This window comes from bacterium (assembly GCA_029210545.1).
In the GTDB taxonomy this organism is placed as follows: Bacteria; BMS3Abin14; BMS3Abin14; order BMS3Abin14; family BMS3Abin14; genus JARGFV01.
In genome coordinates, this window is record JARGFV010000010.1 from 15,340 (window position 1) to 40,755 (window position 25,416).

Sequence of the window (25,416 nt, forward strand, 5' to 3'; positions counted from 1 at the left end):
GAAAACCTTCCCGGCCCCTGATCTCTTCTGGCTACGGAAACTTTACCCTTCCGTAAGGTACCTGGATATTTCGGTCTGCAGGATGTGGGAGATGGCATCAGGGTCCTCGGAGATCTCCCAGATGGAATCGATGTGTTTGAAGCGGGCTACCGATCCCTTGCTTTTCTTTACGATAACAAGGGACGTGGATAGGAGTTGGAACTGCTCCAGGTAGTGCCTGTTGGCCGGATCGTCGATGTTGACCACGCACATGGCCAGCCGGCCGTTAGTGAAGTGAGGACCGTAATAGGTTTCGAGGGCTCTTTGCAGCGTCGATTCGATGACCTCACACGAACCGCATCTGAACTTTCGATGGAAATAGTAAACGATGACCTGGTCGTCGGTCAGGTTGCCGAGGCAGCCATCGGGCAGGACATCTTCGGCATGGGCCGGTCCGGGTCCCGCGGCCATAAGGCCCGGCAGCGTCAGGAAAATGAGAAGGAACCCAAGGAGGCGGAATACGGTCATTTCGGATAGATTCTCCAGCGTGCAGGCCACCTTGACACGATCGTCTGAAACAACACCCGACAGGCCGGTGAAACCGCCCCGTTTACCTGCCGAACAACTAGTTATACTAGACCTATGTGAACTAAAATTCCAGCTAAATTAGGGATTTATCGTAAAGATCGTGACCTCCGCTGGAGCCAACAACCTCAGGGGCGGCCCCCAGGTCCCCGTCCCCCGGCTGGTGTAGATACGGCTTCCGCTGTCGAGTTCGTACAGGCCGGCAATGTAGGGGTGCCGCAGCTTTACCGGGAAGTTGAAGGGGAAGATCTGGCCTTTGTGGGTGTGTCCGGAGAGCTGAAGGTCGAACTGCCCCAGCGACCGGGTCGTGATATCGGGTTGGTGCTTCATGAGAATGGTGAAGCTGCTCCCGTTCCCCATGGCGAGGGCAGCGGCCTCATCGGTGTAGGACGCTTCACCGGTCCGTGATCCGGCCGGATCGTCCACCCCGGCGATGCGAAGCGGACCGGCCTGTGCTGACGTGCCGCGGAGCACCGTAAAACCGGCTTCTTCCATGAAAGCCAGGCTCCCCCTGAGCCCGGCGTAAAATTCGTGGTTCCCGGTGACGGCAAACTTTCCCAGGGGCGGATCGTACCGGGTGAAGGCTTTGCTGAGGTGGTTGGTGTGCGGCGTCATGCCGTCGATGAGGTCGCCGGTACACAGGAGGATGTCAGGCTTTTCCCTCTCAAGGATGGCAACGATCTGTTCCAGGCGCCTTTGCCCCTCGATAAGGCCGATGTGGATGTCGGAGATCTGGGCCACCTTCACGGGGCCGCTGGTCGAGGAGAAGGCTCCGCTTTTAATGGTGACATGCTCGACGGTGAGCCCGCGGGCCTCCACCAGCCCCCAGATGGTGGCGAGGGCGATGAGGACGAGGCTGACGAGCAGGGCGGGCCTGGCATGTATGATGAGGCGGTAGGCATCGGGTGCGATCTGTGCGGCTATCCGCACCCCGATATTGAACAGGTCCCGGATCACCGCGAGGAACCAGAACCAGAGAAGAAAGGCCATCCAGGTGTAGGAGATCCAGGCCAGCACGGTAGCCGGCATGATCTGGCCGTTTCGTTCCAGGATCCTGACGAGGATGGGGCCGTTGAGCATGAGCAGCAGGAAACCTGTAAAGGCGGCAAGAAACAACCCCTCGGGCTGGAGCACCTGGTGGATCTTCCAGAAAAGATAGGCGTGCATCGAGCCGTAGATGCCGAAATAGACAAGCATGAAAAGAATCATAATGACTCCCGGTTCCCGGATCTCTTCCCCTTTTAAAAATTACCACGATTCTTGCTGCGGTTGGCGAGCATCGACGGATTCCTCATCGCAATGCTGATGCCCGATAAGGCAATATACTGCGATTTCTCCATGTGTTAGAATCTGTAATGTATCATAATGAGAAATATATCCAGGCAAGTGGCCGAGCCTGGAGTCAATTTCATGGATTGTTATATTAGAATACGTTCAGGTTCCGCAAGCGCAACCTGAATGGAAATGTCCTGGGGGGCAGACGGATAAATGGTCGAGCTTGTCTAGCAGCGTGTCGGAAAACCTCTTGACACGCTGCTATAGGTTTTTCGGAAAGCCCTTTTTTGGGTCTTTTCTTGAAAACAAGAGCATTAAACCGGTAAATAACTCCGGTGAACTACCAAATGTGCCATATATTTGTTCTTTTCGGTCTAAATGCTACTTCCGAAAAACTATATTTAGGAGCCTGCATGGGGTTCTCCGACAGGCTCCTAGAAAGGAGCTTCCCATGTTTGTTTCTGTGCGGCTAGTCATAATCCTTGTCGTTGGATTTATCGCCACCTTACCAACAGCTTCGGTAGAAGCTGTTGGTCTCAACGAGGACGGGCAGGCGGTGGTAAGGCTCGCTGCCGACGAATACCGGCGAGTCAGCGAACAGAACCCCGTGGTCTCGCACCGGGAACTCGGCAGCTACGTCGAAAAGGTGGCGAGGGGCCTGGTCCCTGGAGGGACAACGCTGCCCAAAGGGGTGTCCCTTTCAGTGACCATCCTGGACAAACAGGTGCCGGAGATCTTTTCCCTCGCAAACGGGGTGCTGGTGATCACGACGGGGGCCCTCCTGACCCTGGAAAACGAGGCCCAGCTGGCGGCGGTCCTGTCCCACGAGGCGGCTCATATCACAGGTTCCCACTATCCGGCTATCTACCAGGCGTTCAGGGAAGGGGAGAAAAAGGCCCGCAGCAGATCCCTCGCGTCCGGCCTGGCGGGAGTGGTGGTGGGGGCTGCCATAGACTACACGGTCCTGTCGAAGACCAACGAAGTATACAGCGACCTCGAAGCCGGCGATGTCAGCTACCGGGAAGCCATGAAGAAGGTCCTTGCCCTCGAGGCCGGCGCAGGGGTTGTCGAGGGGTTTTCGGATGTTTACCAGGGACTGCCGCCGGAGACGAGGGCCGGTTCCGGGGATCCGAGGGTACCTCTCGAGATGGTGGCCGACGCGGAGGGGCTCAAGCTGCTGGCCATCGCGGGATACGATCCTTTACAGGCCGGAGAGGCGTGGCGGCGGCTCAGGAAGGCCGGCGATAAGGCGAAGGCTGGCAGCACCGAGTCCATGGCCATGGCGTTCCTGCCGCCGGAGATGCGGACACTGCTCACCGGGGTTGAAGGGCCCATGGGCGGGATCCGGGCCGAGCGCCTCACCCGGACGGTGAGCCAGAACCCTCCCGACCGTCCCGGCTTCCTGGATTCCATGGCCAGGTCGAAGGAGGTCACAGCCCTGACGAAAGGACGCGGGAAGGTCGGCCGGGAAGAGTTCGCCGCGGTCATCGGCAACTATGTTATGGGGGACGCCAGGGCTGCCTTCGACGCGGGGGATTACGCGACCTCGAAAAAACTTTTTCAGGCTGCCTGGGACTCCGGAAAACGCACCGCCCCCATCGCCTACTACCTGGGCCGGTCCCAGGTGGGAGAATTTGCCTTCGCCGCTTCCCAGCGGGAGAAGGAGAGCGCCGAGGAGTACCTTCTCAAGGCGACCGAAATGGACCCGAGGATGCCGGAGCCGTACAAGGCGCTGGGGGACCTTTACGGGGAATGGGAGATGTACGCCGAGGCGGCGGCGATGTACAAAAAATACCTCAAGGTAAACCCCAAGGCGTCCGATCGAAGCCGTGTCGAGAGTCAGATCGGCAAGATGGAAAGGAAAGCGAGATGAGAAGAGCCGCGGTTAACCTGGCAGCACCCATGACCTGCATCCTGCTTGCCGTCGCCTGCGTCGGGGTGTCGGAGGCCGCATCGGTAAAGCTGCGGTACGGCTTTCAAACCGGATCGGTTTACAGGGTGACCGAGCAGTACCACGACGTCGGCAAGTCGGTCACCGAAATGAACGTCATGGGGCAGCAGCAGACCATGGAAACCCCCACAGACCAGGTGTCCTCAGGCACCTGGAAGGCGAAGGTGGTAGGCAAAGTCGCAGGCGGCGTCAAACTGGCCGTTGAATACGGCCAGTACAAGGGAGGGGAGCGGTGGGCCTCCAACAAGATGGAGACGGGCGATATCTTCGGCAGCAGCAGCGCCGAGGTTGTGGTGCATCCTGTCGACGGGGCCGTTAAGGTCGTGGCCAGTCCCGCCGGGGACCAGACGGTCGAGATCATCTACCAGGGCCGTTTCGCGTGGATGCCGGAACTGCCGGAAGGCCCTGTCGGTGTGGGCAGCGAGTTCACCCACGAGTATGTGCTCCAGTCCGGGATGTACAACATCAAGGCTACGGATGAGTATTACCTCGCCGGGATCAAGGGCGGGTTTGCCACCTTCGATGTGGAAACGAGGCAGCTCATGGTGATCAGAATGGACCAGGGGGCCGGCGGTGGCGGGGCCATACCCGGTATGGCCATGGCGGACATGAAACTGGCCTACAAGGGGGAGGGGACCGCCGTTTTCGACCTGAAGGAGGGGATCTTCGTCGAGCGGGAAGGCAGGATGTCCTACTCCAACCTGGACAGCGGCCAGACAAATACCATGGGGATGGCCTTCTCCACGAGGATGACCGGGGTAGCAAGATACAAATGGGAAATGGAACGCCAATAAAGGCTACGCCTTTATTGGCGTATTGTCTGGGGGCTGGGAAAAACAGGGTGAACAGCGACTTGGCGATAGGGCGACCCTCTTTCGTATAAAGCTTCCACCGGCACTCTTCGAGCTATGGGGGACAAGTCGGAGGGCAGGCTGAGCGAGGTGGTGAAAAGGCCGTCATTTCGTGACTCCTCCGTGTTTGTCATCGCGAGCCGTGACCAGAGCGAAGCGATCTCACAGCGAGGGCCGTAAAGGCCGTAATTCCGGAAATCGACGCCCGGTGCGCGATTATCCGGAATCCAGGGGGAATATCCGAAACAGAGAAACAGGGAAAAGGCTGAAACATGAAACCTGAAAAACTTCACTACCACGGGGGAAGTGGAACGAATCTATCGATCAATCCGGGTTCGGCTCTGGTCGCAAAAACGATCTTTTTTATAACCCTGGCCATTTTCCTGTTCAGTGCTTCCCCCGCCATGGCTACCGAGGATTACGCGGCCGAGACGGGGCAGGGATGCCCGGTGTGCCATATCTCGGCCTCCGGCGGCGGCGGGCTGACCCAGGCCGGGGAGTCCTACAGTGAAGATCCGGGAAACTGGCGGCCGCCGGTGAGTTCAGGAAGAAAGACTCCCGTGTACCTTCGCATCGCTCACGTTGTGGTCCTGTACGGTCACCTCTTTTTCGGGATCATCTGGATCGGGACCATTTTCTACGTCCACCTTGTGCTCAAGCCCAGGTATGCCCTGGGAGGTCTTCCCAGATCGGAACTGAGGCTCGCCTGGATGTCCATGCCCATCCTCGCCGTGTCGGGGGTGCTTCTCACATTCTGGAGGTTGCGCCTGGCTCCAGGGCTCTTTTCCTCCCTTTTCGGGAAGCTGCTTCTCGTAAAAATGGCTGTCTTCGGACTCATGGTTTCATCGGCCGCCTTTGTCACCCTCTACGTGGGGCCCCGGTTAAAGGCCCTGGCCGCCATGCACGGGCCTGTGGAGGACGAGCCCGGGAAGGACAGGTACACCCTGGAAGAACTGAGGGATCATGACGGCGCCCAGGGCCAAAGGGTTTTTATCGCGGCCAATGGAAAGGTTTATGATGTTTCGTCGAGTCCCATGTGGAAGGGGGGGACGCACGCCAGGCGCCACAAGGCCGGGGCGGACCTCACCGAATTCCTCAAGGACGCCCCTCACGAATCGAACGTCCTGGACAGGTACGAAATGGTGGGGGAGCTTGACGTGAAAACCGCTCAGGTCCCTGCCGTGGTGAGGATCTTCACCGTGAACGCCTACTTCAACCTCATCGGGTGCTTTGTCATAATCCTCGTTCTCGTTCTGTGGAGATGGTAATGCCCATTGAGGACGAAAAGTAAGTCACGGCCACAGAATCAGTCACAGTCTCAGGCTCAGTAATCGCTCCAGCAAGATAACCAGGGGAGGAAGGGGATGAAGGCAGTCCGGTTTCATACCTCCTCCCTTCTGCCTCCCGCCTTCTCCCTACTTTTTCCTCGTCGGCGGCGCCATGAACTCCGGGCCTACCGGATCGGTGACCGTTTCAGACAGGATCGTGTCTATCACTGCCATGTCCTCTTCGGTAAGTGACCAGCCGAACGCCTCCTCTACCGCGTCCAGTTGACCCGGATGCCTTCCGCCCCAGAGGGCGATTTCCACTCCCCGGTCGAGGATCCACCGTACGGCCAGGGCCATCACTGTTTTTCCGTAACGCTCCCGTGCCAGGCTGTTAAGGCGGGTCACTGCTTCGAGGTACTGTCCAAAACGGGGCTGCTTGAACTTGGGGTCCCATTTCCGCAGGTCATCGCCGGAAAACTCCGTGTCCGGCCGCATCCTTCCCGAGAGCAGGCCCCTGCACAGGGCACCGTAGGTGAGAAGGGCAACCCCGTTTTCCTGACACCAGGGCAGGACATCAGCCTCGATCCCGCGTTCGAAGAGGTTGTAGGGCGGCTGAGCGGTTGAGAGCCTCGCCTCCCTGGAAAAAGAAGCCATTTCCTCCGGGGAGTAGTTGCTCACACCGACGGCCCGGATTTTCCCCTCCTCGACAAGGCGCTGCATCTGCTCCGCGGTTTCCTCCCTGGCCACAAGGGGATCCGGCCAGTGGACCTGGTACAGGTCGATAACATCCACATCGAGGCGGCGCAGGGAATCCTCAACCTCAAGTCTGATCCTCTCCCCCGTTGAGTTGCGGAAGACCTTGTTCTCCTTCCACTCCAGACCCACCTTGGTGGCCACGATGACCTTGTCCCGATCCAGCCCTTTAAGGGCTTTCCCCACGATCTCCTCTGACTTGCCGAAGCCGTAAACGGGAGCTGTGTCGATGAGGGTGATCCCCATCTCCACCGCCCGATGAATCGTGTTGATGGACTCCCGCTTGTCGGTCCCTCCCCACATCCATCCGCCGATGGCCCAGGTGCCAAGGCCCACCCTTGAAATCTGCATGTCCGTTCCCGGAACTGTGACGTATTCCATCTCGATCCTCCATTTGCAGTTCAGTGCGAAGAGCCTTTCGGCAAGACCCCTTCGACAAGTTCCCCTCGACCAGGCTCCCTTCCATGACCTTCCACCTTCGCGTAAACCTCCTTCGCTGAAGAACAATAAATACAGTGTAGCAGATTGCACCGGGAACCTGCCGGAGGACCCCACACAGACTCCTGGTGTGATAAACTTCTTTCACTTGACCACGCACAACGTACAGGCGGACAGTTGTTCCAGGTCCGAGGGGAGGTGCATTGAATGAAGTTATCACAGACTCAAAAAATGATCCTTCTCGCAGCCCTGGCTTTTTCCCTCTTCTCCGTTTCCTCCGCCCTGGCGACGACCGACTACGCTGCAAAAACGGGTCAGGGGTGTTCGGTGTGCCATATCTCGGCATCCGGTGGCGGAAGCCTGACGCCGGCAGGGGAATCTTACGGCGAAGATCCTGGAAACTGGCAGCCACCGGTGAGTTCAGGGAAAAAGATATCCCTGTACCTTCGCATCGCCCACGGAGTGATCCTGTACGCCCACTTCTTTTTCGGGATTATCTGGATCGGGACGATCCTGTACGTCCATCTGGTGCTCAAGCCCAGGTACGCTCTGGGAGGTCTTCCCAGGTCGGAACTGAGGCTGGCATGGGTGTCCATGCCAGCCGTCGCGCTGTCAGGTGTGCTCCTTACCATCTGGAGGGTCCACCTGGCCCCGGGGATTTTTTCCACTGTGTTCGGGAAACTTCTTCTCGTGAAGATAACAGTTTTCGGTTTGATGCTGTCGTCGGCCACCTTCGTCACTCTTTACATCGGGCCCCGGTTAAGAGCCCTGGCGGCCGCGCACCGGGCTGTGGAAGACGAACCCGGGAAGGACAGGTACAGCTTGGAGGAACTGAGGGACCACGATGGCTCCCGGGGAGGCAGGATCCTGGTTGCGGCACATGGAAAGGTTTACGATGTTTCTGCAAGTCACCTGTGGAGGGGAGGGATGCACGCCGGACGCCACAAGGCCGGGGAGGACCTGACCGGGTATCTGAACGACGCCCCCCACGGGCCGGATGTCCTGGACAGATACGAAAAAGCGGGGGCACTCGTCCGGGCTACCGGCAAGGTTCCCCCCGTGGTTCGGATCTTCACGGTGAACGCGTACTTCAACCTCATGGGGTGCTTTCTCATCATCCTGGTCATGGTGTTGTGGAGGTGGTAAAGGGCAGTCCCATGTCCAAAGTCCAACCGAAGGTTGGCATCACCTTCCGGGCCATGCGCCCCGGCGAGGAGATGGAAGTCTGCCATCTTGTCCACAGCTCTTTTGACCATTCGGTGGCCGCTGCCTTTACGAAAAGGGGCCAGGGTAACTTTAAAAAATACGCTGAACCTGAAGAGATGGCACGAAGGGTCCGGGAAGGCCATTTCGTTCTGCTGGCACTGGCAGACGGCCATATTGCCGGGATGATCGAGATGCGGCATTATCGCCATGTTTCCCTGTTTTTCGTGGGACCGGAACTCCAGGGGAGGGGGATCGGGGAAGAACTTCTTGAGAGAGCCATTGAGCTCAGCCGCTCGGTAAATCCACACCTCGGGAGCGTGACGGTCAACTCATCCCCCAACGCCCGCGGTGCCTATGAGCGGATGGGGTTTACAGGCACAGGGAGGGAACAGGACATCAACGGAGTGCGATCCGTTCCCATGAGAAAGGTATTGTGAAAAGATCAGGAGCCATCCTCCTTCGCCAAGGCTTCCACCGTCGCTCTTTGAGCTTTGGCGGACAAGTCGGAGGATAGGGGGGTCAGCTAAAAGCTACCAGCTACCACTGCGCCCGGGGAGGGTGCCCGGATCAATGATGAACAGGTTGGATCATTGATCCGTGAGGAGAGGGAAAACCACGCTTTTCCCTCTCCGTGGAGCGGGAAGTCCCGGCTGGACTTTCCGCGACCCTGTCAATAGAGGTGACATGAAAAGTTTTCTTAAGGCTTTAGTGGCCTGTTCCGTGGTGGTAGATCCCGTGGGCACCTCCCTGGTGTTCAATGCCCCCACTGGCGGAAATGATGAGCCTTACAGCCGGAAGATGGCCTCCCGTGATGTCGTCCTGTCCACCGGCTTGGTGTTGTTTTTCGGTTTTCTTTTTTCAAAGGCTCTTGTCCGCCTCGTCGGCCAGACGATCAACAACGTTTTCAAGAGACCCCTGGTTGTTCTTCTCGCTTCTCTCGCCATCCGGTTCGTGGCCCACGGTATCAAGGGACCGTGGGGCTAGGAACCTGCCGGAGAACCCCATGCTGATGGAAAATCTGGGATACAATGGCACTTTGGCCCGGGCACTGAAAGAACTGGGCCTGGACGATGTCGTTCCCGGCCGCATCGTGTGGCAAAGCGCCTACGACTACCGTGTTCAGTGCGAGGAGGGGGAGGTCGCGGCCCAGGTCACAGGCAGGATCCGATCGTCAGGACTTCCCGGAGTAGGTGACTGGGTGGCCGTGCGGGCCGACCCGGACTTTGAGAAGGGGACCATCGCCGCGATCCTTCCAAGGAAAAGCGCTTTTTCCAGAAGCGCTATCGGAAGGATGGTTTCAGAGCAGGTGATCGCCGCCAATATCGACGAAGTATTCATTGTCACCGATCTGGACACCGATTTCAACCTGCGCCGCATCGAGCGGTACATCACTCTGGTCTACAACAGCGGTGCCATCCCGGTCGTTGTGCTCAACAAGACCGACCTGGCGTTGGACGTCCAGTCGGTCCTTGATGAAACGGAGGCTGTTTCTCCCGGGATCCCCGTCTACGCTGTGAGCGCCGAAGAGGGGCAGGGGATCGATCAGCTGGAAAATCGGCTGGGACACGGGAAGACGGTTGCATTTCTGGGATCGTCCGGCGTGGGCAAGTCGACCCTGATCAACTGCCTGCTGGGCGAAGAGCGCATGGAGGTTGGAGCAGTCCGGGAGGGGGACGGCAAGGGACGCCACACGACGACTCACAGAGAGCTCATCCTTTTACCGGGAGGGGGCGCCGTCATCGATACTCCCGGGATGCGGGAGATCGGGGTCTGGGGCGATGAGCAGGGACTGGCCGGAGCCTTTCCGGAGGTCGGCGACCTGGCTTCAGCGTGCCGGTTCCGGGACTGTCGTCACGAGATCGAAAAGGGGTGCGCGGTCATTGCGGCTGCCGATTCCGGTGCGATCGACTCTGACAGGCTCGAAAGCTACAGAAAGCTCAGGGCCGAGTTCGAAAACCTCGAGGTCAGGAAGGGCCGGCACGCCCGCATGGAGGAAAGGCGTGAGGGTAAAAGGTTTGCGAAGATGGTCAGAGAAGTGGAGAGGGATAATCCGAAGAGACGAAAATAAAGGGTCTGGTCTCAAGAAGTGGTACCTGTTCAACCGGGGCAGGGACTTCATCTATGCACCTGGTAGCGTGTCGAGGTTCTTCGACACCCTGCCAGTCTCCCTGCACCTGGCGGCACTTCTGCACTTGAACTCAATACCCGAATCGAAGACACAGGAACCCTCCACCAGCTAAACAGCCCCTCGACTTTCATTATCCCGATAAAATTTGTAAGTAAAAAAGATTGACAAGCCTTGTCTGTTTTAATATAGTAATGATTATTATTAGCAATAATTGGAGGGTTCGATGAGTGGACAGTCCCGGAGAATGACCCGGCAAAGAGATATGATCCTGGAGGAGGTCCGCAAAGTCCGGACACACCCCACGGCGGACGATGTTTACGAAATGGTGCGTCGGCGTCTTCCCAGGATCAGCCTGGGAACCGTTTACCGCAACCTCGACCGCCTCTCGCGGGAAGGACTCATCCTGAAGATCGAAGGGGAAGGCCAGAGGCGGTACGACGGCGACACCGGCGATCACCTCCACCTTCGCTGCGCCCGGTGCGGATGTGTCGGGGACCTTCCCCAAGCCGCACGCATACCGGCCGAGGTCCTGCGGGCCGCCAGGGCGGTGGGTTTCGCCGTGACCGGTTGTCGCGTCGAGTATCTGGGGCTGTGCGGGGAATGCGCGAAAGCCAGGAGTCAGGATCCAGGAGCCAGGACCCGGGAAGAAGCATGAAAATGAACTCTCTTCCCAAAAAGACACCAAGGCCGCCGGATCAGTTGGACCTGACCAGGGAGCGGTTCGAGGAGATTTACGAGGTCTACAACCGGCCCGAGTTCATCCATCCTGATCCCCTCGAGATGGTACTTCGCTACCATAGCCCGGCGGACCAGGATGTTGTTGGTCTCATCGCCTCTTCCCTGGCCTACGGAAAGGTGAGCCATATCCTCGCCAGCCTGGAAAAGGTTCTTCCTCTTCTGCCGCACCCGGCTCCTGACCTGGAAGGAGCCCCCCGCAGCAGTCTGAGGCATCTGTTCGACGGTTTTCGCCACCGCTGGACCAATGGAGAAGAGCTTGCGGACCTGCTTCTCGGGATCAGGATGGTCAGGGAACAGTGGGGCAGCCTTCAAGCGTGCTTTGCCTCGGGTATCAAGAATGGTGACGAGGATGTTCTGCCCGCCCTGACGGCGTTTGTCGCCCAGCTGAGGGCTGCGTCGGGCAGGAGGGACTCAAGCCTCCTGGCATGCCCCTCACGAGGGAGCGCCTGCAAAAGGAGCTTTTTGTACCTGCGCTGGATGGTGCGCAGGGACGCTGTGGATCCGGGGCCGTGGACAAGCGTGAACCCGTCGATGTGGGACGTGTCAGTGAATATTTAGTACCCCGGGCAGTTCAGTCTGCTAACCTGTAATGTGAGCCTTAAAAAACCCGAAAAGGAGAGATTGCCATGAGTCTCAAGGGAACACAGACCGAAAAGAATATCCTGGCGGCGTTTGCCGGAGAGTCACAGGCCAGGAACAGGTACACCTACTTTGCCGGCAAGGCCAGGAAAGAGGGATACAGGCAGATCGCCGAGATCTTCGAGGAGACAGCCAACCAGGAGCGGGAACATGCCAAGAAGCTCTTCAAGTATCTCGAGGGTGGCGAGGTGGAGATCACAGCCACCTTCCCGGCCGGTGTCATTGCGAGCACTGTCGAGAACCTGGCAGAGGCCGCTGGTGGAGAGAACTACGAGTGGACCGAGATGTACCCCTCCTTCGCCGGAACGGCCCGCGAAGAAGGGCTGGAGGAAATCGCTGCCGTGTTCCTGGCTATCGCAATCGCCGAAAAACAGCATGAAAAGCGATACCGGGCCCTCAAGAGAAATATCGAGGCCGGCGAAGTGTTCTCCAGGGACGAAGAGGTGACCTGGCGGTGCCTGAACTGCGGGTACGTCCACGAGGGCACCGAAGCCCCCGGGGAGTGCCCGGCATGTGACCATCCCCGGGACCACTTCGAACTGCTGTGCGAGAACTGGTAATTCTAAATTCGGTTCCCGAATTAAGAATATGGAATGCGGATACCGGAAATCAGACATCAGAAACCGGGGCGCCAAAGCGTCCCCTCGAAGGGAGAAACCGTTATGAGTACTGAAAGACTGCAGGTATACAAATGCGGAGTTTGCGGGAATATCGTGGAGGTCGTCCACCCCGCCGCCGGGGAACTGGTCTGCTGCGGGCAGCCCATGAACCTTCTCGTGGAGAACACAACCGATGCGGCGGTGGAGAAGCACGTGCCGGTCATCGAGGAGCTCGAGCACGGCGTCAAGGTGACGGTGGGAAGTGTTCCCCATCCCATGGGACAAGACCATTACATCGAGTGGATCGAGGTGGTAGCCGCTGGCAAATCGTACACGGCTTTCCTCAAGCCCGGCGATGCTCCGGAGGCGACCTTCTGCATCAAGGCCGGGGATATCACCACGGTTCGTGAGTACTGCAACCTCCATGGGCATTGGAAAAGCTGAAAAACAGTATACAGTTATCAGTGATCAGGTGATCTTGAGCCCGGAGGTCTTTCCTCCGGGCTTCGGTATTCAGGGCTGTCGGAAGAACCAGTTACCTGATTTAAGTGTCCTGAGTCGGTCCAATTTTGACAGGGTCGCAAAAAGTCCAATCCGGGATTTTTCGCTCCACGGAAAGGGAAAAGCGTCGTTTTCCCTTTCCTTACAAATCAATGACTTACGGAGTGAGTCATTGATTTGGGCGCCCCGCGCGGGGCACGTTGATGGACTTTTTGCGAGTCCATCAATTTTGACACCAGTCAAAAAGCGACAGTTTTAGGGGTGTTCAGGGCAAGGTTATCCTATGATTCGCAGGGACACTTGTTATATTGCAGCCATGAAAAGCGATTTGAGGACTACTACTGAATACTGGTTACTGATTACTCAGTACTGATTCCAAGGAGGTTCAAAATGGCTGTCAGAACGATGGTGCATATCGACGAGGACAAATGCGACGGGTGCGGATTGTGTGTGCCCGATTGTGCCGAAGGTGCATTACAGATCATCGACGGCAAGGCGAAACTGGTAAGCGACATCTACTGTGACGGACTTGGCGCCTGTCTGGGCTCCTGTCCCCGGGACGCCATCACCATGGTGAAAAGGGACGCGGACGAATACGACGAAGAGGCCGTTAACGGGCGCCTCAAGGACCTGGGCAGGGATCCCCTGTCCCATGACCACGACCATGGCCACGGGACTCAGGCCGATCCTCCCAAAGCCCAGATCGACGATCTGGCCTGCGGCTGCCCCGGCACCCTGTCACAGTCCTTCGATCGTCCCAGGCAGGGCCTGAGCCCCAGGGTCCCGGCTGCCGCCCCCGTGGCTAGCGGAGGCGGTTGTCCGGGTTCCCGTGCGCAGCAATTTGCCAGGCCGGAGGTTGCAGCGCAAGCCGCCCAGGGCAGACCGATGGCGTCGAGGCTGGGAAACTGGCCTGTGCAGATCATGCTCGTTCCCCCCAAGGCTCCTTATTTTGACGGTGCTGACCTGCTCATCGCTGCCGATTGCGCCCCCTTCGCTTACGGCGATTTTCATCGGAGGTTCATGGAGGGAAGAACCCTCCTGGTTGGCTGCCCGAAGCTGGACAACACGGATATCTATGTGGACAAGCTGACAGCCATCTTCCGGAACAACGATATCCGGTCCATCGGTGTCGTGTACATGGAGGTGCCCTGCTGCACCGGTCTGGTTCACCTCGCCAGGACCGCACTGGAGAAGAGCGGCAAGGCCATCCCCACCACACTGTACAGGATCGGGATCAAGGGCGATTTTGTGGAGGAGAGGGCCCTGGATCAGCCGGCGGCGTAGGACTCGTGCGTGCGTGAGGCGTACATGCGTAATTGCGGGGTTTCCAAAGTCCGAACAGCACAACAGGGAGGAAAATCATGGACAGGAAAAAGGCGTACGGTCTCTATGAGGCCGTCATGCTGGGAGCAGAACTGGAGGATGCGGGGTACGCTTTTTACTCGAGGGTCGCCGAGATAGCTGTTGATTACCGGGTCAAGAACCTTTTCGCGCATCTTGCCGATGCGGAGAAAGAACATAAAAGGGTCATCCTGGAGGATATCGAGCCCCTTTTCACACCTGAATGGTACCGTGAAGAGGACCATCAGATGATGGCTGACTACCTTCACAGTGTGGAGAAACAGCCGATCTTTCCTTCGCCTGACCATGCGGAGGAGTTTGCCGGAGCCACCTCGGACCCGGTGACGGCCGTGGATGTCGGGATACTCGCGGAGGAGCGTGCTATCGAATATTTCGGCATGCTCCGGGATGCGAGCCAGGACCAGGAGGGGAAGGACGTTTTTCATCGCCTGCATCTGGAAGAGATCAAGCACCTGCAGCTTCTTCAGGACCTGAAAAAGGAGATCTGAAGCGTTAGTACTTAGGGAACCCCCCCGGCTTTGCCGGGGGTACGTGACTTAATGGGAGGGGGAGGAGGTAGAATGTATGGCTGATAAACGTGAGGCCCATGTGGAGGCCCTCCAGATTGCTATGGACACCGAGAAGAAGGGGTGCAAGTTCTACAGGATCGCCGCAAAAAGCAGCAGCGACCCCCAGGCAAGGGAGGTATTCAAACACCTCGCTGACGACGAGATCGAACACATGGGTGCGTTCGCCACCCTGTACGAGTCGCTCCTGAACGACGAGCCCTGGATGACCTACGAGGAGGCTGCGGCCCGGTTCGGGGATACACCCCCCGAGGACATCATCTTCCTTGAGGTCCCCGAGGAGGCCCAGGAGGGGTTCGATGACCTGAAGGCCCTCGAGGAGGCCCTGGAGTTCGAGAAGAAGGCCGTCGCTTTTTACACCGAGCGTGCCGAAGCCGAAAAGGAAGGGAAAGCCAGGGCGTTCTACCGGAGCCTGGTGGAGATCGAGGGGGCTCACGTTCAGATCGTCCAGGCCGAGATCGATTCCCTGTCCGGCTCCGGGTTCTGGCTCGGTTACCAGGAGATCTCCCTGGAGGACTGAAAACCGGACACGGAGACGCGGAGACACGGGGAGGCTAGCAGCGTGTCGGAAAACCTCTTGACACGCTGCTGTAAGTTTTTCGGAAAGCCCTTTTTTGGGTCTTTTCTTGAAAACAAGAGCATTAAACCGGTGAATAACTCCAGTGAATTACCAAATGTGCCATATATTTGTTCTTTTCGGTCTAAATGCTACTTCCGAAAAACTATATCTAGGAGCCTGCATGGGGTTCTCCGACAGACTCCTAGGGGCAGTGAAAGGTGAAAGAAAAGTCGTGGCCTGTGATCATCAATGCAGTTGTATTATTCACTCTTGACAAGAATGTTCGGAAGAACGAATGTTTTTCACGCTTCACGCTTCACGCTTCACGAAAGGAGCCCCCTTTGTTCCTCCGCCTCTTCCTCCTCTTCACCCTCATCCCGGCCATTGAGCTTTACCTCCTCATCAAGGTGGGAGCCTTCATCGGGGCCGGGAACACCATCCTGCTCATTATCGGTACGGGGATCCTGGGTGCCTATTATGCCCGGCAGCAGGGTCTTGCTGTCATGACCAGCATCCAGGTGAGGATGCAGCAGGGGCGGCTTCCCGGTGACGACCTGGTGAACGGGGCCATGCTCCTGGTGGGCGGCGCCCTCCTCATCACCCCCGGCTTTCTTACGGATATTGCGGGTTTTTCCCTCATTTTCCCTCCCACCCGTGAGGTCATCAAGGTGGCGGTAAAGGGGTGGCTGGAAAGGAAGGCCAGGGAAGGGCAGGTCATCATCAACCGTGGTCACGATGACGGTGGCCCGTTCATCGACGTGTAAATGCGGGCTGTCGGCCCGCATTTACACGTGGCAGCTGAGAACCGAGAAACAAATTCCAGATTTCAAACCAGGAACAGCTTGCCTGGGTAAAGGAAAGGGCCGCATTCGCGGCCCCATAATCTTTCCACCTTCCACCTTCCACTTTTCCTCTTCACTTCCATATAAAATCCTTCCCCCTCGGATAACCCAGCTTGACCAGCATGTTTTCCAGGGGACACCAGCGGGTGAACGCCGACTGGATGAGGTTGACGGCGACGAAAGCCGGAAGAAGGTACCATAGTGGATCGAGGATCGCTCCAAGCAGCACGCCGGTCCCCACCATTGTGCCCGCGAAGATCCTCACCACGCACTCGGCCATCATCTTGTTCTTCGTGGCCTCGCCGCGCCGGATCTCGTCCATCCAGAGGGGGTGACGTTCTTCGGCGTAATCCAGTTTCACTTTCCCGCTGAACATGGAGGAGAACAGGGGCCAGTTGGCTTTAAGGACAAAGGCCCCGATGTGGGCGATGAAGGCCAGGAAGAAAAGCACGGTCCCGACGTTGTGCAGCATGGTGTTCCAGAAGGTGGCCCACCAGGGCATGTCCACGGCGGGGAGGTTGTCGGCGAATTTGACGAAACCGGTGACGATGAGAAGGATGATGGAAAAGCCGATGAGGGCGTAGGCCAGCCTCTGCTCGGCCAGGAACTTGCCGTGGGGAGGTTCCTTTTCGCCTTTGAGGATCGCCTTGATGATGTGGATCGATTCCCGGACATCCCCTTTCATGGGCAGGATGGAACGGCCTCCCTCGATGTAGTGGTATACGAGGTGGAAGATCCCCGCGAAGGTGAAGACGGCCGCAGCCACCATGTGGATCTCGAACTGGAGGATGAAATCGGAGACCCAGCCCAGGCCGGGAACCTCGTTGAGCATGTACCTCTTGTAGAGGGGCATCTGCCCGAACCCGGAGAAGAGGAGTACCAGGCCGGACAGGGCAACCAGCCAGTGCTGCATCATCACCAGGAAACTGTGCCTGACCACGTATCCCTCAGCCTGGTGGATCATGTCGGTTTCATGGATGTCGCGTTTCATTTTTCCACCTCCTGGCTGGTTGAACCGGTGCTGCTTTCATTTCCCGATACCTCATGCCTGGTTGGCGGTGGAACAGGGTCGTTTCTCTTCCCCGCTCCGAGAGCCCGCGCGCCGGCCATAACAGCCCCGGCGACCGCTGCGACCGGTGCCACAAGGGTAGCCTGGGCCCAGATGTTGGCTCTTTTCAGGGGGTTGGGATCCTTCGGGAAGAAGAACCGTTCCTTCTCCCTTTCGTGAAGGGCTGCATCGATCTTTTCGTAGGGAACCGGTGAGACGTAGAAGGTCCCGGTCCCGCCGTTCTCGTCGTCGCCGTAGACATAGCCGCCGATCTGTCCGGCCCTGATCCGGGCGAGGCTCAACATGTCCTTCCGCGGCCCGAAGGTGAGGGGAGCTTCCCTGCCGGGCCTGCTCCGGCAGGCGTCGACGCAGGCCGGCTGCTGTCCCCCGGCGATACGGGGAGCGCACAGGTCACACTTGTACATGACACCCCCGCCTGCCAGCTTCGGCATGAGCTTCAGGTAGATCCCGACTCCGGCCTGCCTCTGGGGGATACCCCATGGGCAGATCGTCCGGCACTTGGCGCCGCCCATGCAGCCCACCTCGTGGATGGATACGGCCCCCTTGCTGTCCTTCTCGATGACGCCGAAGGGACACACGGCGGCGCAGGTCGGTGTGTCGCAGTGCATGCACCGCCTCTGGATATTCAGGTTGTGGACGGTTCCCTCGTGTTCGATGTTGACCTTCTGCACGAAGGTGCAGTTATAGGGCGTCAGGGTCGTTTTAAGGTTGCGCCTGGATCTCCAGTCCTCGTGTTTTGTCTGGGGCCAGTAATCCCGGACATCCTCGTCCCTGGGTTCAGGGTACCTGGCTTCGTTCTGGGCCTGGCAGGAACTGACGCAGCGAGGGACGGGGACGTCGGAACAGCCGTCGCATTTCGCCAGTTCGACGACGATCCCGACATTTTCGTCGGTGGGGGCGGCCAATGCAGGTGCGGCCCGGACGATCCCCGTGGCGCTTCCCACGGCCGCCGCGGCGCCGATCCGTTTGAGGAACGAGCGTCGGGAGATGGTTTCTGGCATGCTGACCTCCTTGAATTTGTATTGGGTATTCAATATATGATAGGGTCGCAAAAAGTCCAATCCGGGACTTTTCGCTCCACGGAAAGGGAAAAGCGTCGTTTTCCCTTTCCTTACAAATCAATGACTTACAGTGCCGGTCATTGATTTGGGCGCCCCGCGCGGGGCGCGTTGATGACTTTTTGCGAGGTCATCAATATATTATCATAACCTTATATTGTCAACCGATCATCAGAAGGGCATGCAGGTGCCACATTCCCCCAAGCTTTACCGGTTAATTATAGCAAAGAGGCAGGGAGGAGGGAGGAGGGAAAGGGGAAAGGGGAAAGGGGAAAGGGGAACTCTGAACCCTGGAACCTGGACTCTAGAATCTAGACCCTGGACCCTGGCCCTTTCTGTACAGCACCCATCCATCCTCATCGACGATCATATCCACAACCATCTTCCCCCGCACGGCGTTTCCCACAACGACTTCCAGGGCTGTCTGGAAAACGTCCGGCGTGATGCTTCCCTCCCTGGCGCCGGTTTCTGCCAGGTAGCGGGCTCGCCACGTACCGGGGAGAAGACCGCAGGAGAGAGCCGGTGTGATCCATCCGTCAGATGTCCGGATAGACAGGCTGGTGATGGCGCCCTCGGTCATCTCACCAGCAGTGTTGCTGAACAGAACCTCGTCGAACCCCTCATCCCGGGCTGCGGCAAGTTCCTGGTCGTAAACTTTCCGGGACGTTGTCTTGTGAGCAAGGAGCGGTTCTGTCCGGTCCATGGCAACGGAGCTGAAAATGACCTTCAGCCCATTATCGTTCCTTTTCGTGGGTGAGGGGAGAAGCTCGTGCCATGTGTCGCCGCGCTTGTCCAGGCGCAGCCGTACCACCGCAGGACCCTCTGTGTTCTCGCCCAACCACTGAAAGAGCGCCCCCCTTATCATGGAAACCTCGAAGGGGTATCCCAGTTTCTCCGCCGAGTCCGCCATTCTGTTCATGTGATCTTCAAAAAACGGCAGGATTCCCTTCGAGTCGAGGAGCATCGTCTCCAGCAGGTCCACCTCTCCGCTGTTCATGTGGTTTAAAAAGGAGGATTTGAGAACGGTTTCCCGATACTCGTCTGAGGGGTCCGAGTCGGACACGATCCCGCTTCCCACTCCCATTTCACATTCTCCGTTCCGGTCCATCACGATGGTTCGGATGGCCACGTTCATGGCGAAATCGCCATCCGGGCCAAAGCGGCCGACAGCTCCGGTGTAGACCTTCCGCGGCGAACGTTCCAGCTCCCTGATGATCTGCATTGTCCTGACCTTGGGCGCGCCAGTGATGGAGCCCGGGGGAAAGGTGTGACTGATGATTTGCGAAAGGGTGCATTCCGGGTGAAGCTTACCCCGGACCCCGGTGGTCATCTGGTGCAAGGTCCTGTAGGACTCCATGTGGAAAGGGTCGAGGACCGTGACCGTACCAGCCTGGGCCAGGCGGCCGATATCGTTCCTCATGAGGTCCGTGATCATGAGGTTTTCGGCCCGATTCTTTTCGCTGCCCGCCAGCCAGTGGACCAGTTCCAGGTCCTTTGACCGGGTCTTTCCCCTCGGTGCGGTGCCTTTCATCGGTTTCGTTTCGAGGTCGTCCCCCCTTTTCACCAGGAACAGTTCCGGAGACTGGGAGAGCACTGAAAAGCTGCCGCAGTTCAGAAAAGCGGCGTAAGGGACAGGTTGAGCTCTTTTGAGTAGGAGGTAGAGTTCCCAGGGTGTCAGGGTGGACCTGAATCGGGCCCTGCAGGTGTAGTTGACCTGGTACGTTTCGCCGGCTCGAATGTGATCGAGGATCTGCTGAACATCGCTGGTGAATTCGTCAGGTGTGACATCGAGGATCGGGTCCAGGCTTTCTGTGACGGCCGGTGGGGCGGGGAGCTGGACAGGCCGGCGAGTGATCCTGGTACTATTGTACAAACCCATCCATATCAGGGGAAAGTCGGGGCGGTCCCGGTGCTCCTGATGAGGAACAAGGGCGCTCCCCGCCTCGTAACTGATAAAACCGGCCACATGGAACCCTTCGTCAAGGGCCTCGTCGATGGACTCCAGGGTCGAAAAGACATCTGAGGGTTCAGAGCAGATAATGATCTGTACAGGATCGGTGTACAAGGCCGACTCCCCGGACCAACCGTCTCCCAGCTGGTTTTCAAGCAGGATCGAGCCGGGGGAGGCCAGGTCGTCGGAACTCAGTGTCAGCAGGTTATGTTTATCCATAATAGTTTGATTACAAAGTGCGAAGCGCAATGAGCGAAGCGCGAAGAAGAACAGGAACTTTACCAGATTTCTTTCTGTGAAACACTGCGGAATAAGGAAGTGGGAACAGGGAATTGGGAATATGATCTGCGCATTTTTTCCACCCTCCCCTTTCCGCATTTTCCCTGTTGACGCGATAAGAGCAGATGGCCCATCATTGTTAACGATGCAAGGCCTGCTTTACCGGATAGATGAAAAGCCACCTCCTTCCGCCATGCTTCTGTATGCCCTTCAGTGGCTTGTGGTGGTGCTTCCCCTCGTGGTGATCTCGGCCCGTCTCATGGCTGCCTTCCTCGGCATGGATGCAGGGGAGGGGAACCTGCTTTTCCAGAAGATGCTTCTCGTGGTCGGTGCCGTTACGGTGATCCAGTGCCGGCTCGGGCACCGCTACCCCCTGGTGGACGGGCCTTCCGCAGCCCTGCTGCTCTCTGTGGCTGCTCTCGCCCAGGAGGGGTACGCAGCGGTCCTTGGCGGGATGCTCACCGGCGCCGCTGCCCTGGTGCTTCTCGGAATAACAGGTCTTCTGGGCAAGGTGACGGGACTTTTCGCCGATCGTGTCGTGGGCGTTGTCCTTATCCTCATCGCACTGACCTTTCTACCCCACCTGGTGCCGATGGTCACCGGTACCTCCCCATCGCACCCCGGCGGTGACCCGTTTATCATGCTTGTGGCGATCATTGTAACAATAACTATCATAGTGATATCAAGCTATGCCAGGGGTTTCCTGGGGAACCTTTCCATCCTGGCAGGCATCGTTCTGGGTTATATGATCATGGTCTTTGCCGGAAGGGTGGATTTTGCCCACGCCGCTTCCGCGCCTCTCGTTTCCCTGCCCTGGCCCATCCTGGGTCCGACTCCGAGGTTCACCACAGCGGGAACGGTTTCTTTCCTCCTGGCCAACGTGGCCGTCCTCATCAACGGGCTTGGCAGTTACACGGCCTCGGCACAGGTTGTCGGAGGAGAAGATGTCGACGGCCGTGTCCGTCGGGGTGTCTCAACCACAGGGGCGGCGGGAGTTTTAGCCGCCCTGACCGGGACCCTCGGCACCGTAAGCTACTCACAGGGTCCTGGTATCGTTCTGGTCACCCGGGTGGGCAGTCGCTATCCGGTCCTCGTCAGTGGTCTTATGCTGTGCGCCCTGGCCTTTTTTACCAGGTTCACGGCTTATCTCATCACGGTCCCGGAGGCGGTGGTCGGTGCCGCGCTCCTTGTAACCCTTTCCACCATGGTCGGCCTGGGCGTTTCGATCATCGGACGGCAGGGGGGTAAGGCGAGGGCGCGTGAAAACATGATCGTTGGACTTCCTCTTCTTCTGGGCGGCAGTGCGGCGTTGCTCAATGATCCCTTTTTAAGCCAGCTTCCCCTGCCGGTCCGTGGGATTGTGGGAAACGGCCTCATCGTCGGGATCGTAGCGGTACTGCTGTTGGAGCATGTGATTTTTAAGGCATCCAGGATCCAAGATCCAAGATCTAAAATCCAAGATCCAAGATCCAATGCGGCTAAAGACAATATGGTGCATAACATGACTATGCGAGCAATGCTATTACACAAACCCGCTCCAATAACCACGGCCCCCCTCGTCCTGACGGAAGTGGAGACTCCTGTCCCTGGTCCCGGGGAGATCCTCGTCAAGGTGTCGGCCTGCGGCGTCTGCCACACCGATCTCCACACGGTTGAGGGGGATCTGCCTATACCTTCGATACCCGTTATTCCCGGACACCAGGTGGTGGGTACTGTGGCGGCAGGGGGGGCTGGAACCAGCCGTTTCAAAATGGGGGATCGTGTCGGAGTTGCCTGGTTGAACATGACCTGTGGAAAGTGTGATTTCTGTGTTTCCGGCAGGGAGAACCTTTGTCCGGATGCACTCTTTACCGGGTACGACAGGAACGGCGGTTACGCCGAGTCCATAATCGTCCCGGAACAGTATGCCTATGCCATCCCGGAGGGGTTCGCGGACCTGGAAGCGGCCCCGCTGCTGTGCGCTGGGATCATAGGTTATCGGGCTCTGAAACTGAGCGGGGTGCGGCCGGGCCAGCGCCTTGGTCTATACGGTTTCGGGGCCTCGGCCCACTTGACGATCCAGGTTGCCGCACACTTGGGCTGTGAGGTTTACGTTTTTTCCAGGGGCGACGGGCACAGGAAACTGGCGGGCGTGCTGGGCGCCGTGTGGACGGGGCAGGTACCGGAACGGCCAGGTGTGAAGCTTGACGCGTCGATCATCTTCGCGCCCGCCGGCAGCCTGGTGCCTCCGGCCCTGGAAGCGCTGGAACGGGGGGGCACCCTCGTTCTGGCTGGGATCCACATGAGCGAGGTCCCCGCACTCGACTACGAGCGCCACCTCTATTACGAGAAGCAGATCGTCAGCGTGACCGCCAGCACGAGGGCAGACGGTCAGGAGTTCCTTGATCTGGCCGCCTCGATTCCGGCCAGGACAAAGGTCAGGACCTATCCCCTGGACGAGGCGAACGCTGCCCTCCTTGATCTAAAAGAGGGCAGAATAAACGGTGCGGCTGTCCTGGTGCCCTGAGTTTCGACGCGTCAGCCGCGCCGGTGAAAAGTTTCCAGTATCTGGTGTCCGGCAAGTTCAGAAAAAATTGCCAAGTATGCGGTTACCTTAGCTCTTGGCTCTTGGATCTTGAATCTCAGATCATACTATTCCCCCCGTCCACGGGCAGCCAGGTGCCCGTGACGAAGCTGCCGTGACGGCTAGCAAAAAAGAGGACCGCTCCCGCGATATCTTCGGGATGGCCAATGCGCCTCAACGGCGTGTGAGCGGCCGCCCCTGCCTTGGCCTCCGCCGGGAGCCAGGCGGTGGCGTCGGTCTCCGTGAGGCCGGGGGCGACGGTATTGACAGTGATCCCGTGGGGCCCGAGTTCGTGGGCGAGGGCCCTGGTCAAGGCGTCGAGGCCGGATTTGGCGGTGCTGTGGGCCACGAAGCCGTCCCCTGGAGTTCGGCTAAGTCCGCTGCTGACGTTGATGATCCTGCCCCATCCGCGTTCGATCATCTTGGGAACAACCGCCTGGCAGCAGTAAAAGGAGGCCCCGATCTCACCGTTTAACTTTTCGGCCATCCCCTCCCAGGGGAATTCAACGAAGGGTTTGACGGGGAAATTGATGTTGGCGTTGTTGACCAGGATGTCAACAGGGCCGAAGGTGCTCTCCACCGCATTGACAAGGGTCTGAACCTGCCCACTGTCTCTCACGTCCGCCTGGAAGGCTGACGCCTGCCCTCCGCCGGACCGTACCTTTTCGACAACCTGATCGGCGGCTTTTCGGTTGGCAAAATAGTTGACTGCTACGGCGGCTCCGTTTTCGGCCAGCAGCGCGGCTGTCGCGGCTCCGATGCCCCTGCTCGCGCCTGTGACAAGGGCAGTTTGTCCTTTCAGCAGTATGATAACCTCCTTTGCTTCTGTGTGAGAGAAGAGGGCCGAATCCAAGCTATCGTTATGATAGCATGCGGTTTGATACCCCTCCTATGACGGTTCCAAGCACGAGGATCATCGACATGACGACAAAGCTGCCCACGTAATTGCTGAAGATGTCCCTGGTGTAACCGATGAGGGGAATCCCCAGGAAGACGCCTACGTTAAAAACAGTGGTGAGGAGCCCGTACCCGGTACCGATCCTGGACGCGGGGACCACCTGGCCGGCAATGGTGAATATGGCGGGCGGCACCAGAGATATGCCCAGGCCGAGGATGATGGACCACCCGACAGCGAAGCCGCCCGGGTTGAGACCTATGGCCGCGACAGCTGCCGAGGAGATCAGACATCCGGTGACGGGGAGAGACCACCTCAGCCCGAACCTGTGGATGGCAAGGCCCGCAAGCGGGGTCACCCCGATGGACAGGATCATGGGAAGACTTCCCAGGAAACGGGCCCTGGCCTCGGGGATCCCGGCAGCGATGAAATGGTCGATAACATAGGTGAAATAGGACAGGACCCCAATGTTGAACAGAACCCACACTAAAGCTGTCAGCCAGATCCCTTTTCCCAGCCCCGGTGGGGAAGACGTCATGCCGTCTGGCCGGTTGGTTACGGGAGGAGGCGTGTCCGCAAAGGTCAGGGTGAAGGCGGCAAGGGCAACGAGGGAAAGGCCGGCCGTTGCGATAATGGGCACCGGGATCCCGTAGCGCTCAGCAAGGAGTCCCAGGAGGTTAAAAGCAGTGATGGTGCCCAGCGGTACAGCAGTGTTGAAGAGCCCCATGGCCCTGCCCAGTTCCCGACCGGTAAAACGCCTGGCGACGATCTGGGGTGCGACAACCACGAGAACCCCGGCACCGATGCCCCCGCAGATCCTGCCCGTATACAAAAAAAACGGCTCCAGGGGCATCATGAGCAAGGTCCCAACGGCCATGAGGGACAGGGACCAGATCCCCACGCTGCGAGGCCCCAGGGCATCAGCGACCCTGCCCCCGGGAAGGGCCAGGAACACCCCCGGCAGTGTGAAAAGACCCATGAGGACGCCCGCCTGGGCGTGGGTCAACCCCGTCCTCGCAACGAGTTGAGGCACAAGGGGGGGGATCATCTGCAGCGTGACGGCGAAAGAGAACATGGCCGCGTAGACCAGGACCAGGACCCACCACCGGGAAATGACTGAGGTTGTTGGGGGTGCAGATTCCATTGCCCTACTCTAAAGGGTCTGGACGATTTAAGGCAAGGGGAGAAGGGCGGAAAAGACGGCGCGGGAGCAGGGGCGAGGGGGAGCAAAATCGAAGGCCCGGCACCAGACCCAGGAACTCTTTCCTCTTTCCTCTTTCCTCCTTGATAGAGTCGCAAAAAGTCCAATCCGGGACTTTTCGCTCCACGGAAAGGGAAAAGCGTGGTTTTCCCTTTCCTTA

General features: G+C 58.5%; 24 protein-coding genes and 1 pseudogene. 17 read left to right on the forward strand and 8 right to left on the reverse strand.

All coding sequences use genetic code 11. From position 1 onward, the window contains the following. Nucleotides 1-42 precede the first annotated feature (42 nt). Nucleotides 43-507, reverse strand: coding sequence for a nitrophenyl compound nitroreductase subunit ArsF family protein (locus tag P1S46_02090; GenBank protein MDF1535275.1), 465 nt, complete (start codon nucleotides 505-507; stop codon nucleotides 43-45). A gap of 138 nt (nucleotides 508-645) precedes the next feature. After that, nucleotides 646-1,773 carry a metallophosphoesterase gene (locus P1S46_02095; protein ID MDF1535276.1) on the reverse strand — a complete coding sequence of 376 codons (1,128 nt, stop codon included), beginning with the start codon at nucleotides 1,771-1,773 and terminating at the stop codon, nucleotides 646-648. Between the two features lie 517 nt (nucleotides 1,774-2,290). Here P1S46_02095 and P1S46_02100 point away from each other — a divergent pair. The 3 genes from P1S46_02100 (at nucleotide 2,291) to P1S46_02110 (ending at nucleotide 5,909) form a co-directional block, all read left to right on the forward strand. Beyond that, nucleotides 2,291-3,712 (forward strand): M48 family metalloprotease, encoded by a 1,422-nt coding sequence (locus tag P1S46_02100; protein MDF1535277.1) that lies wholly within the window; start codon nucleotides 2,291-2,293, stop codon nucleotides 3,710-3,712. After that, nucleotides 3,709-4,584, forward strand: coding sequence for a hypothetical protein (locus tag P1S46_02105; protein ID MDF1535278.1), 876 nt, complete (start codon nucleotides 3,709-3,711; stop codon nucleotides 4,582-4,584). The genes P1S46_02100 and P1S46_02105 overlap by 4 nt, the downstream gene beginning before the upstream one ends. 329 nt (nucleotides 4,585-4,913) lie before the next feature. After that, nucleotides 4,914-5,909 (forward strand): cytochrome b5 domain-containing protein, encoded by a 996-nt coding sequence (locus tag P1S46_02110; GenBank protein MDF1535279.1) that lies wholly within the window; start codon nucleotides 4,914-4,916, stop codon nucleotides 5,907-5,909. Between the two features lie 147 nt (nucleotides 5,910-6,056). On the opposite strand, the gene P1S46_02115 is transcribed toward P1S46_02110, so the two are convergent. Further along, entirely contained in the window at nucleotides 6,057-7,049 is a 993-nt protein-coding gene (locus P1S46_02115) for an aldo/keto reductase (protein MDF1535280.1), read from the reverse strand. 258 nt (nucleotides 7,050-7,307) lie between these two features. On the opposite strand from P1S46_02115, the gene P1S46_02120 reads away from it, so the two are divergent. The 12 genes from P1S46_02120 to fxsA all read left to right on the forward strand — a co-directional run bounded on the left by P1S46_02120 (nucleotide 7,308) and on the right by fxsA (nucleotide 16,162). After that, entirely contained in the window at nucleotides 7,308-8,246 is a 939-nt protein-coding gene (locus P1S46_02120) for a cytochrome b5 domain-containing protein (GenBank protein ID MDF1535281.1), read from the forward strand. Nucleotides 8,247-8,257: 11 nt separating this feature from the next. Beyond that, nucleotides 8,258-8,743, forward strand: a complete 486-nt coding sequence (locus tag P1S46_02125; GenBank protein MDF1535282.1) for a GNAT family N-acetyltransferase — start codon at nucleotides 8,258-8,260, stop codon at nucleotides 8,741-8,743. 247 nt (nucleotides 8,744-8,990) lie between these two features. Further along, on the forward strand, nucleotides 8,991-9,290 hold the full coding sequence (locus P1S46_02130) for a hypothetical protein (GenBank protein ID MDF1535283.1): 300 nt from the start codon (nucleotides 8,991-8,993) through the stop codon (nucleotides 9,288-9,290). A gap of 19 nt (nucleotides 9,291-9,309) precedes the next feature. Next, nucleotides 9,310-10,374: a ribosome small subunit-dependent GTPase A gene (rsgA, locus tag P1S46_02135; GenBank protein MDF1535284.1), complete on the forward strand. Its 1,065-nt coding sequence runs from the start codon at nucleotides 9,310-9,312 to the stop codon at nucleotides 10,372-10,374. 283 nt (nucleotides 10,375-10,657) lie between these two features. Beyond that, on the forward strand, nucleotides 10,658-11,089 hold the full coding sequence (locus P1S46_02140) for a transcriptional repressor (protein ID MDF1535285.1): 432 nt from the start codon (nucleotides 10,658-10,660) through the stop codon (nucleotides 11,087-11,089). After that, the gene (locus tag P1S46_02145) at nucleotides 11,086-11,730 is read left to right on the forward strand and encodes a DUF2400 family protein (protein MDF1535286.1); all 645 of its coding nucleotides are present in this window, start codon (nucleotides 11,086-11,088) and stop codon (nucleotides 11,728-11,730) included. Before P1S46_02140 ends, P1S46_02145 begins: the two co-directional genes overlap by 4 nt. Nucleotides 11,731-11,798: 68 nt before the next feature. Further along, on the forward strand, nucleotides 11,799-12,371 hold the full coding sequence (locus tag P1S46_02150; protein MDF1535287.1) for a rubrerythrin family protein: 573 nt from the start codon (nucleotides 11,799-11,801) through the stop codon (nucleotides 12,369-12,371). A 102-nt stretch (nucleotides 12,372-12,473) separates the two neighbouring features. Continuing rightward, the gene (locus P1S46_02155) at nucleotides 12,474-12,854 is read left to right on the forward strand and encodes a desulfoferrodoxin (protein ID MDF1535288.1); all 381 of its coding nucleotides are present in this window, start codon (nucleotides 12,474-12,476) and stop codon (nucleotides 12,852-12,854) included. 447 nt (nucleotides 12,855-13,301) lie between these two features. Continuing rightward, a complete protein-coding gene (locus P1S46_02160; protein ID MDF1535289.1) occupies nucleotides 13,302-14,195 on the forward strand; it encodes a 4Fe-4S binding protein in 894 nt (297 codons plus the stop codon). A gap of 77 nt (nucleotides 14,196-14,272) precedes the next feature. After that, nucleotides 14,273-14,761: a ferritin family protein gene (locus P1S46_02165; protein MDF1535290.1), complete on the forward strand. Its 489-nt coding sequence runs from the start codon at nucleotides 14,273-14,275 to the stop codon at nucleotides 14,759-14,761. A 76-nt stretch (nucleotides 14,762-14,837) separates the two neighbouring features. Next, a complete protein-coding gene (locus P1S46_02170) occupies nucleotides 14,838-15,359 on the forward strand; it encodes a ferritin family protein (GenBank protein MDF1535291.1) in 522 nt (173 codons plus the stop codon). A 380-nt stretch (nucleotides 15,360-15,739) separates the two neighbouring features. Beyond that, nucleotides 15,740-16,162 carry a membrane protein FxsA gene (fxsA, locus tag P1S46_02175; protein ID MDF1535292.1) on the forward strand — a complete coding sequence of 141 codons (423 nt, stop codon included), beginning with the start codon at nucleotides 15,740-15,742 and terminating at the stop codon, nucleotides 16,160-16,162. 151 nt (nucleotides 16,163-16,313) lie between these two features. Here the strand turns inward: fxsA and P1S46_02180 are convergent, their stop codons facing one another. The 3 genes from P1S46_02180 to pabB all read right to left on the reverse strand — a co-directional run bounded on the left by P1S46_02180 (nucleotide 16,314) and on the right by pabB (nucleotide 20,537). Further along, nucleotides 16,314-17,231: a cytochrome b/b6 domain-containing protein gene (locus tag P1S46_02180; GenBank protein ID MDF1535293.1), complete on the reverse strand. Its 918-nt coding sequence runs from the start codon at nucleotides 17,229-17,231 to the stop codon at nucleotides 16,314-16,316. Then, nucleotides 17,228-18,310 carry a 4Fe-4S dicluster domain-containing protein gene (locus P1S46_02185; protein ID MDF1535294.1) on the reverse strand — a complete coding sequence of 361 codons (1,083 nt, stop codon included), beginning with the start codon at nucleotides 18,308-18,310 and terminating at the stop codon, nucleotides 17,228-17,230. Before P1S46_02185 ends, P1S46_02180 begins: the two co-directional genes overlap by 4 nt. Before the next feature lie 361 nt (nucleotides 18,311-18,671). Then, the gene (gene pabB / locus P1S46_02190; protein MDF1535295.1) at nucleotides 18,672-20,537 is read right to left on the reverse strand and encodes an aminodeoxychorismate synthase component I; all 1,866 of its coding nucleotides are present in this window, start codon (nucleotides 20,535-20,537) and stop codon (nucleotides 18,672-18,674) included. A gap of 253 nt (nucleotides 20,538-20,790) precedes the next feature. Here pabB and P1S46_02195 point away from each other — a divergent pair. Beyond that, nucleotides 20,791-21,993: pseudogene (locus P1S46_02195) on the forward strand (solute carrier family 23 protein). A gap of 111 nt (nucleotides 21,994-22,104) precedes the next feature. After that, nucleotides 22,105-23,103 carry a zinc-dependent alcohol dehydrogenase family protein gene (locus tag P1S46_02200; GenBank protein ID MDF1535296.1) on the forward strand — a complete coding sequence of 333 codons (999 nt, stop codon included), beginning with the start codon at nucleotides 22,105-22,107 and terminating at the stop codon, nucleotides 23,101-23,103. Nucleotides 23,104-23,218: 115 nt separating this feature from the next. Here P1S46_02200 and P1S46_02205 read toward each other — a convergent pair whose 3' ends face one another. Next, nucleotides 23,219-24,013: an SDR family oxidoreductase gene (locus tag P1S46_02205; protein MDF1535297.1), complete on the reverse strand. Its 795-nt coding sequence runs from the start codon at nucleotides 24,011-24,013 to the stop codon at nucleotides 23,219-23,221. A 7-nt stretch (nucleotides 24,014-24,020) separates the two neighbouring features. Then, the gene (locus tag P1S46_02210) at nucleotides 24,021-25,199 is read right to left on the reverse strand and encodes an MFS transporter (GenBank protein MDF1535298.1); all 1,179 of its coding nucleotides are present in this window, start codon (nucleotides 25,197-25,199) and stop codon (nucleotides 24,021-24,023) included. Nucleotides 25,200-25,416: the final 217 nt, after the last annotated feature.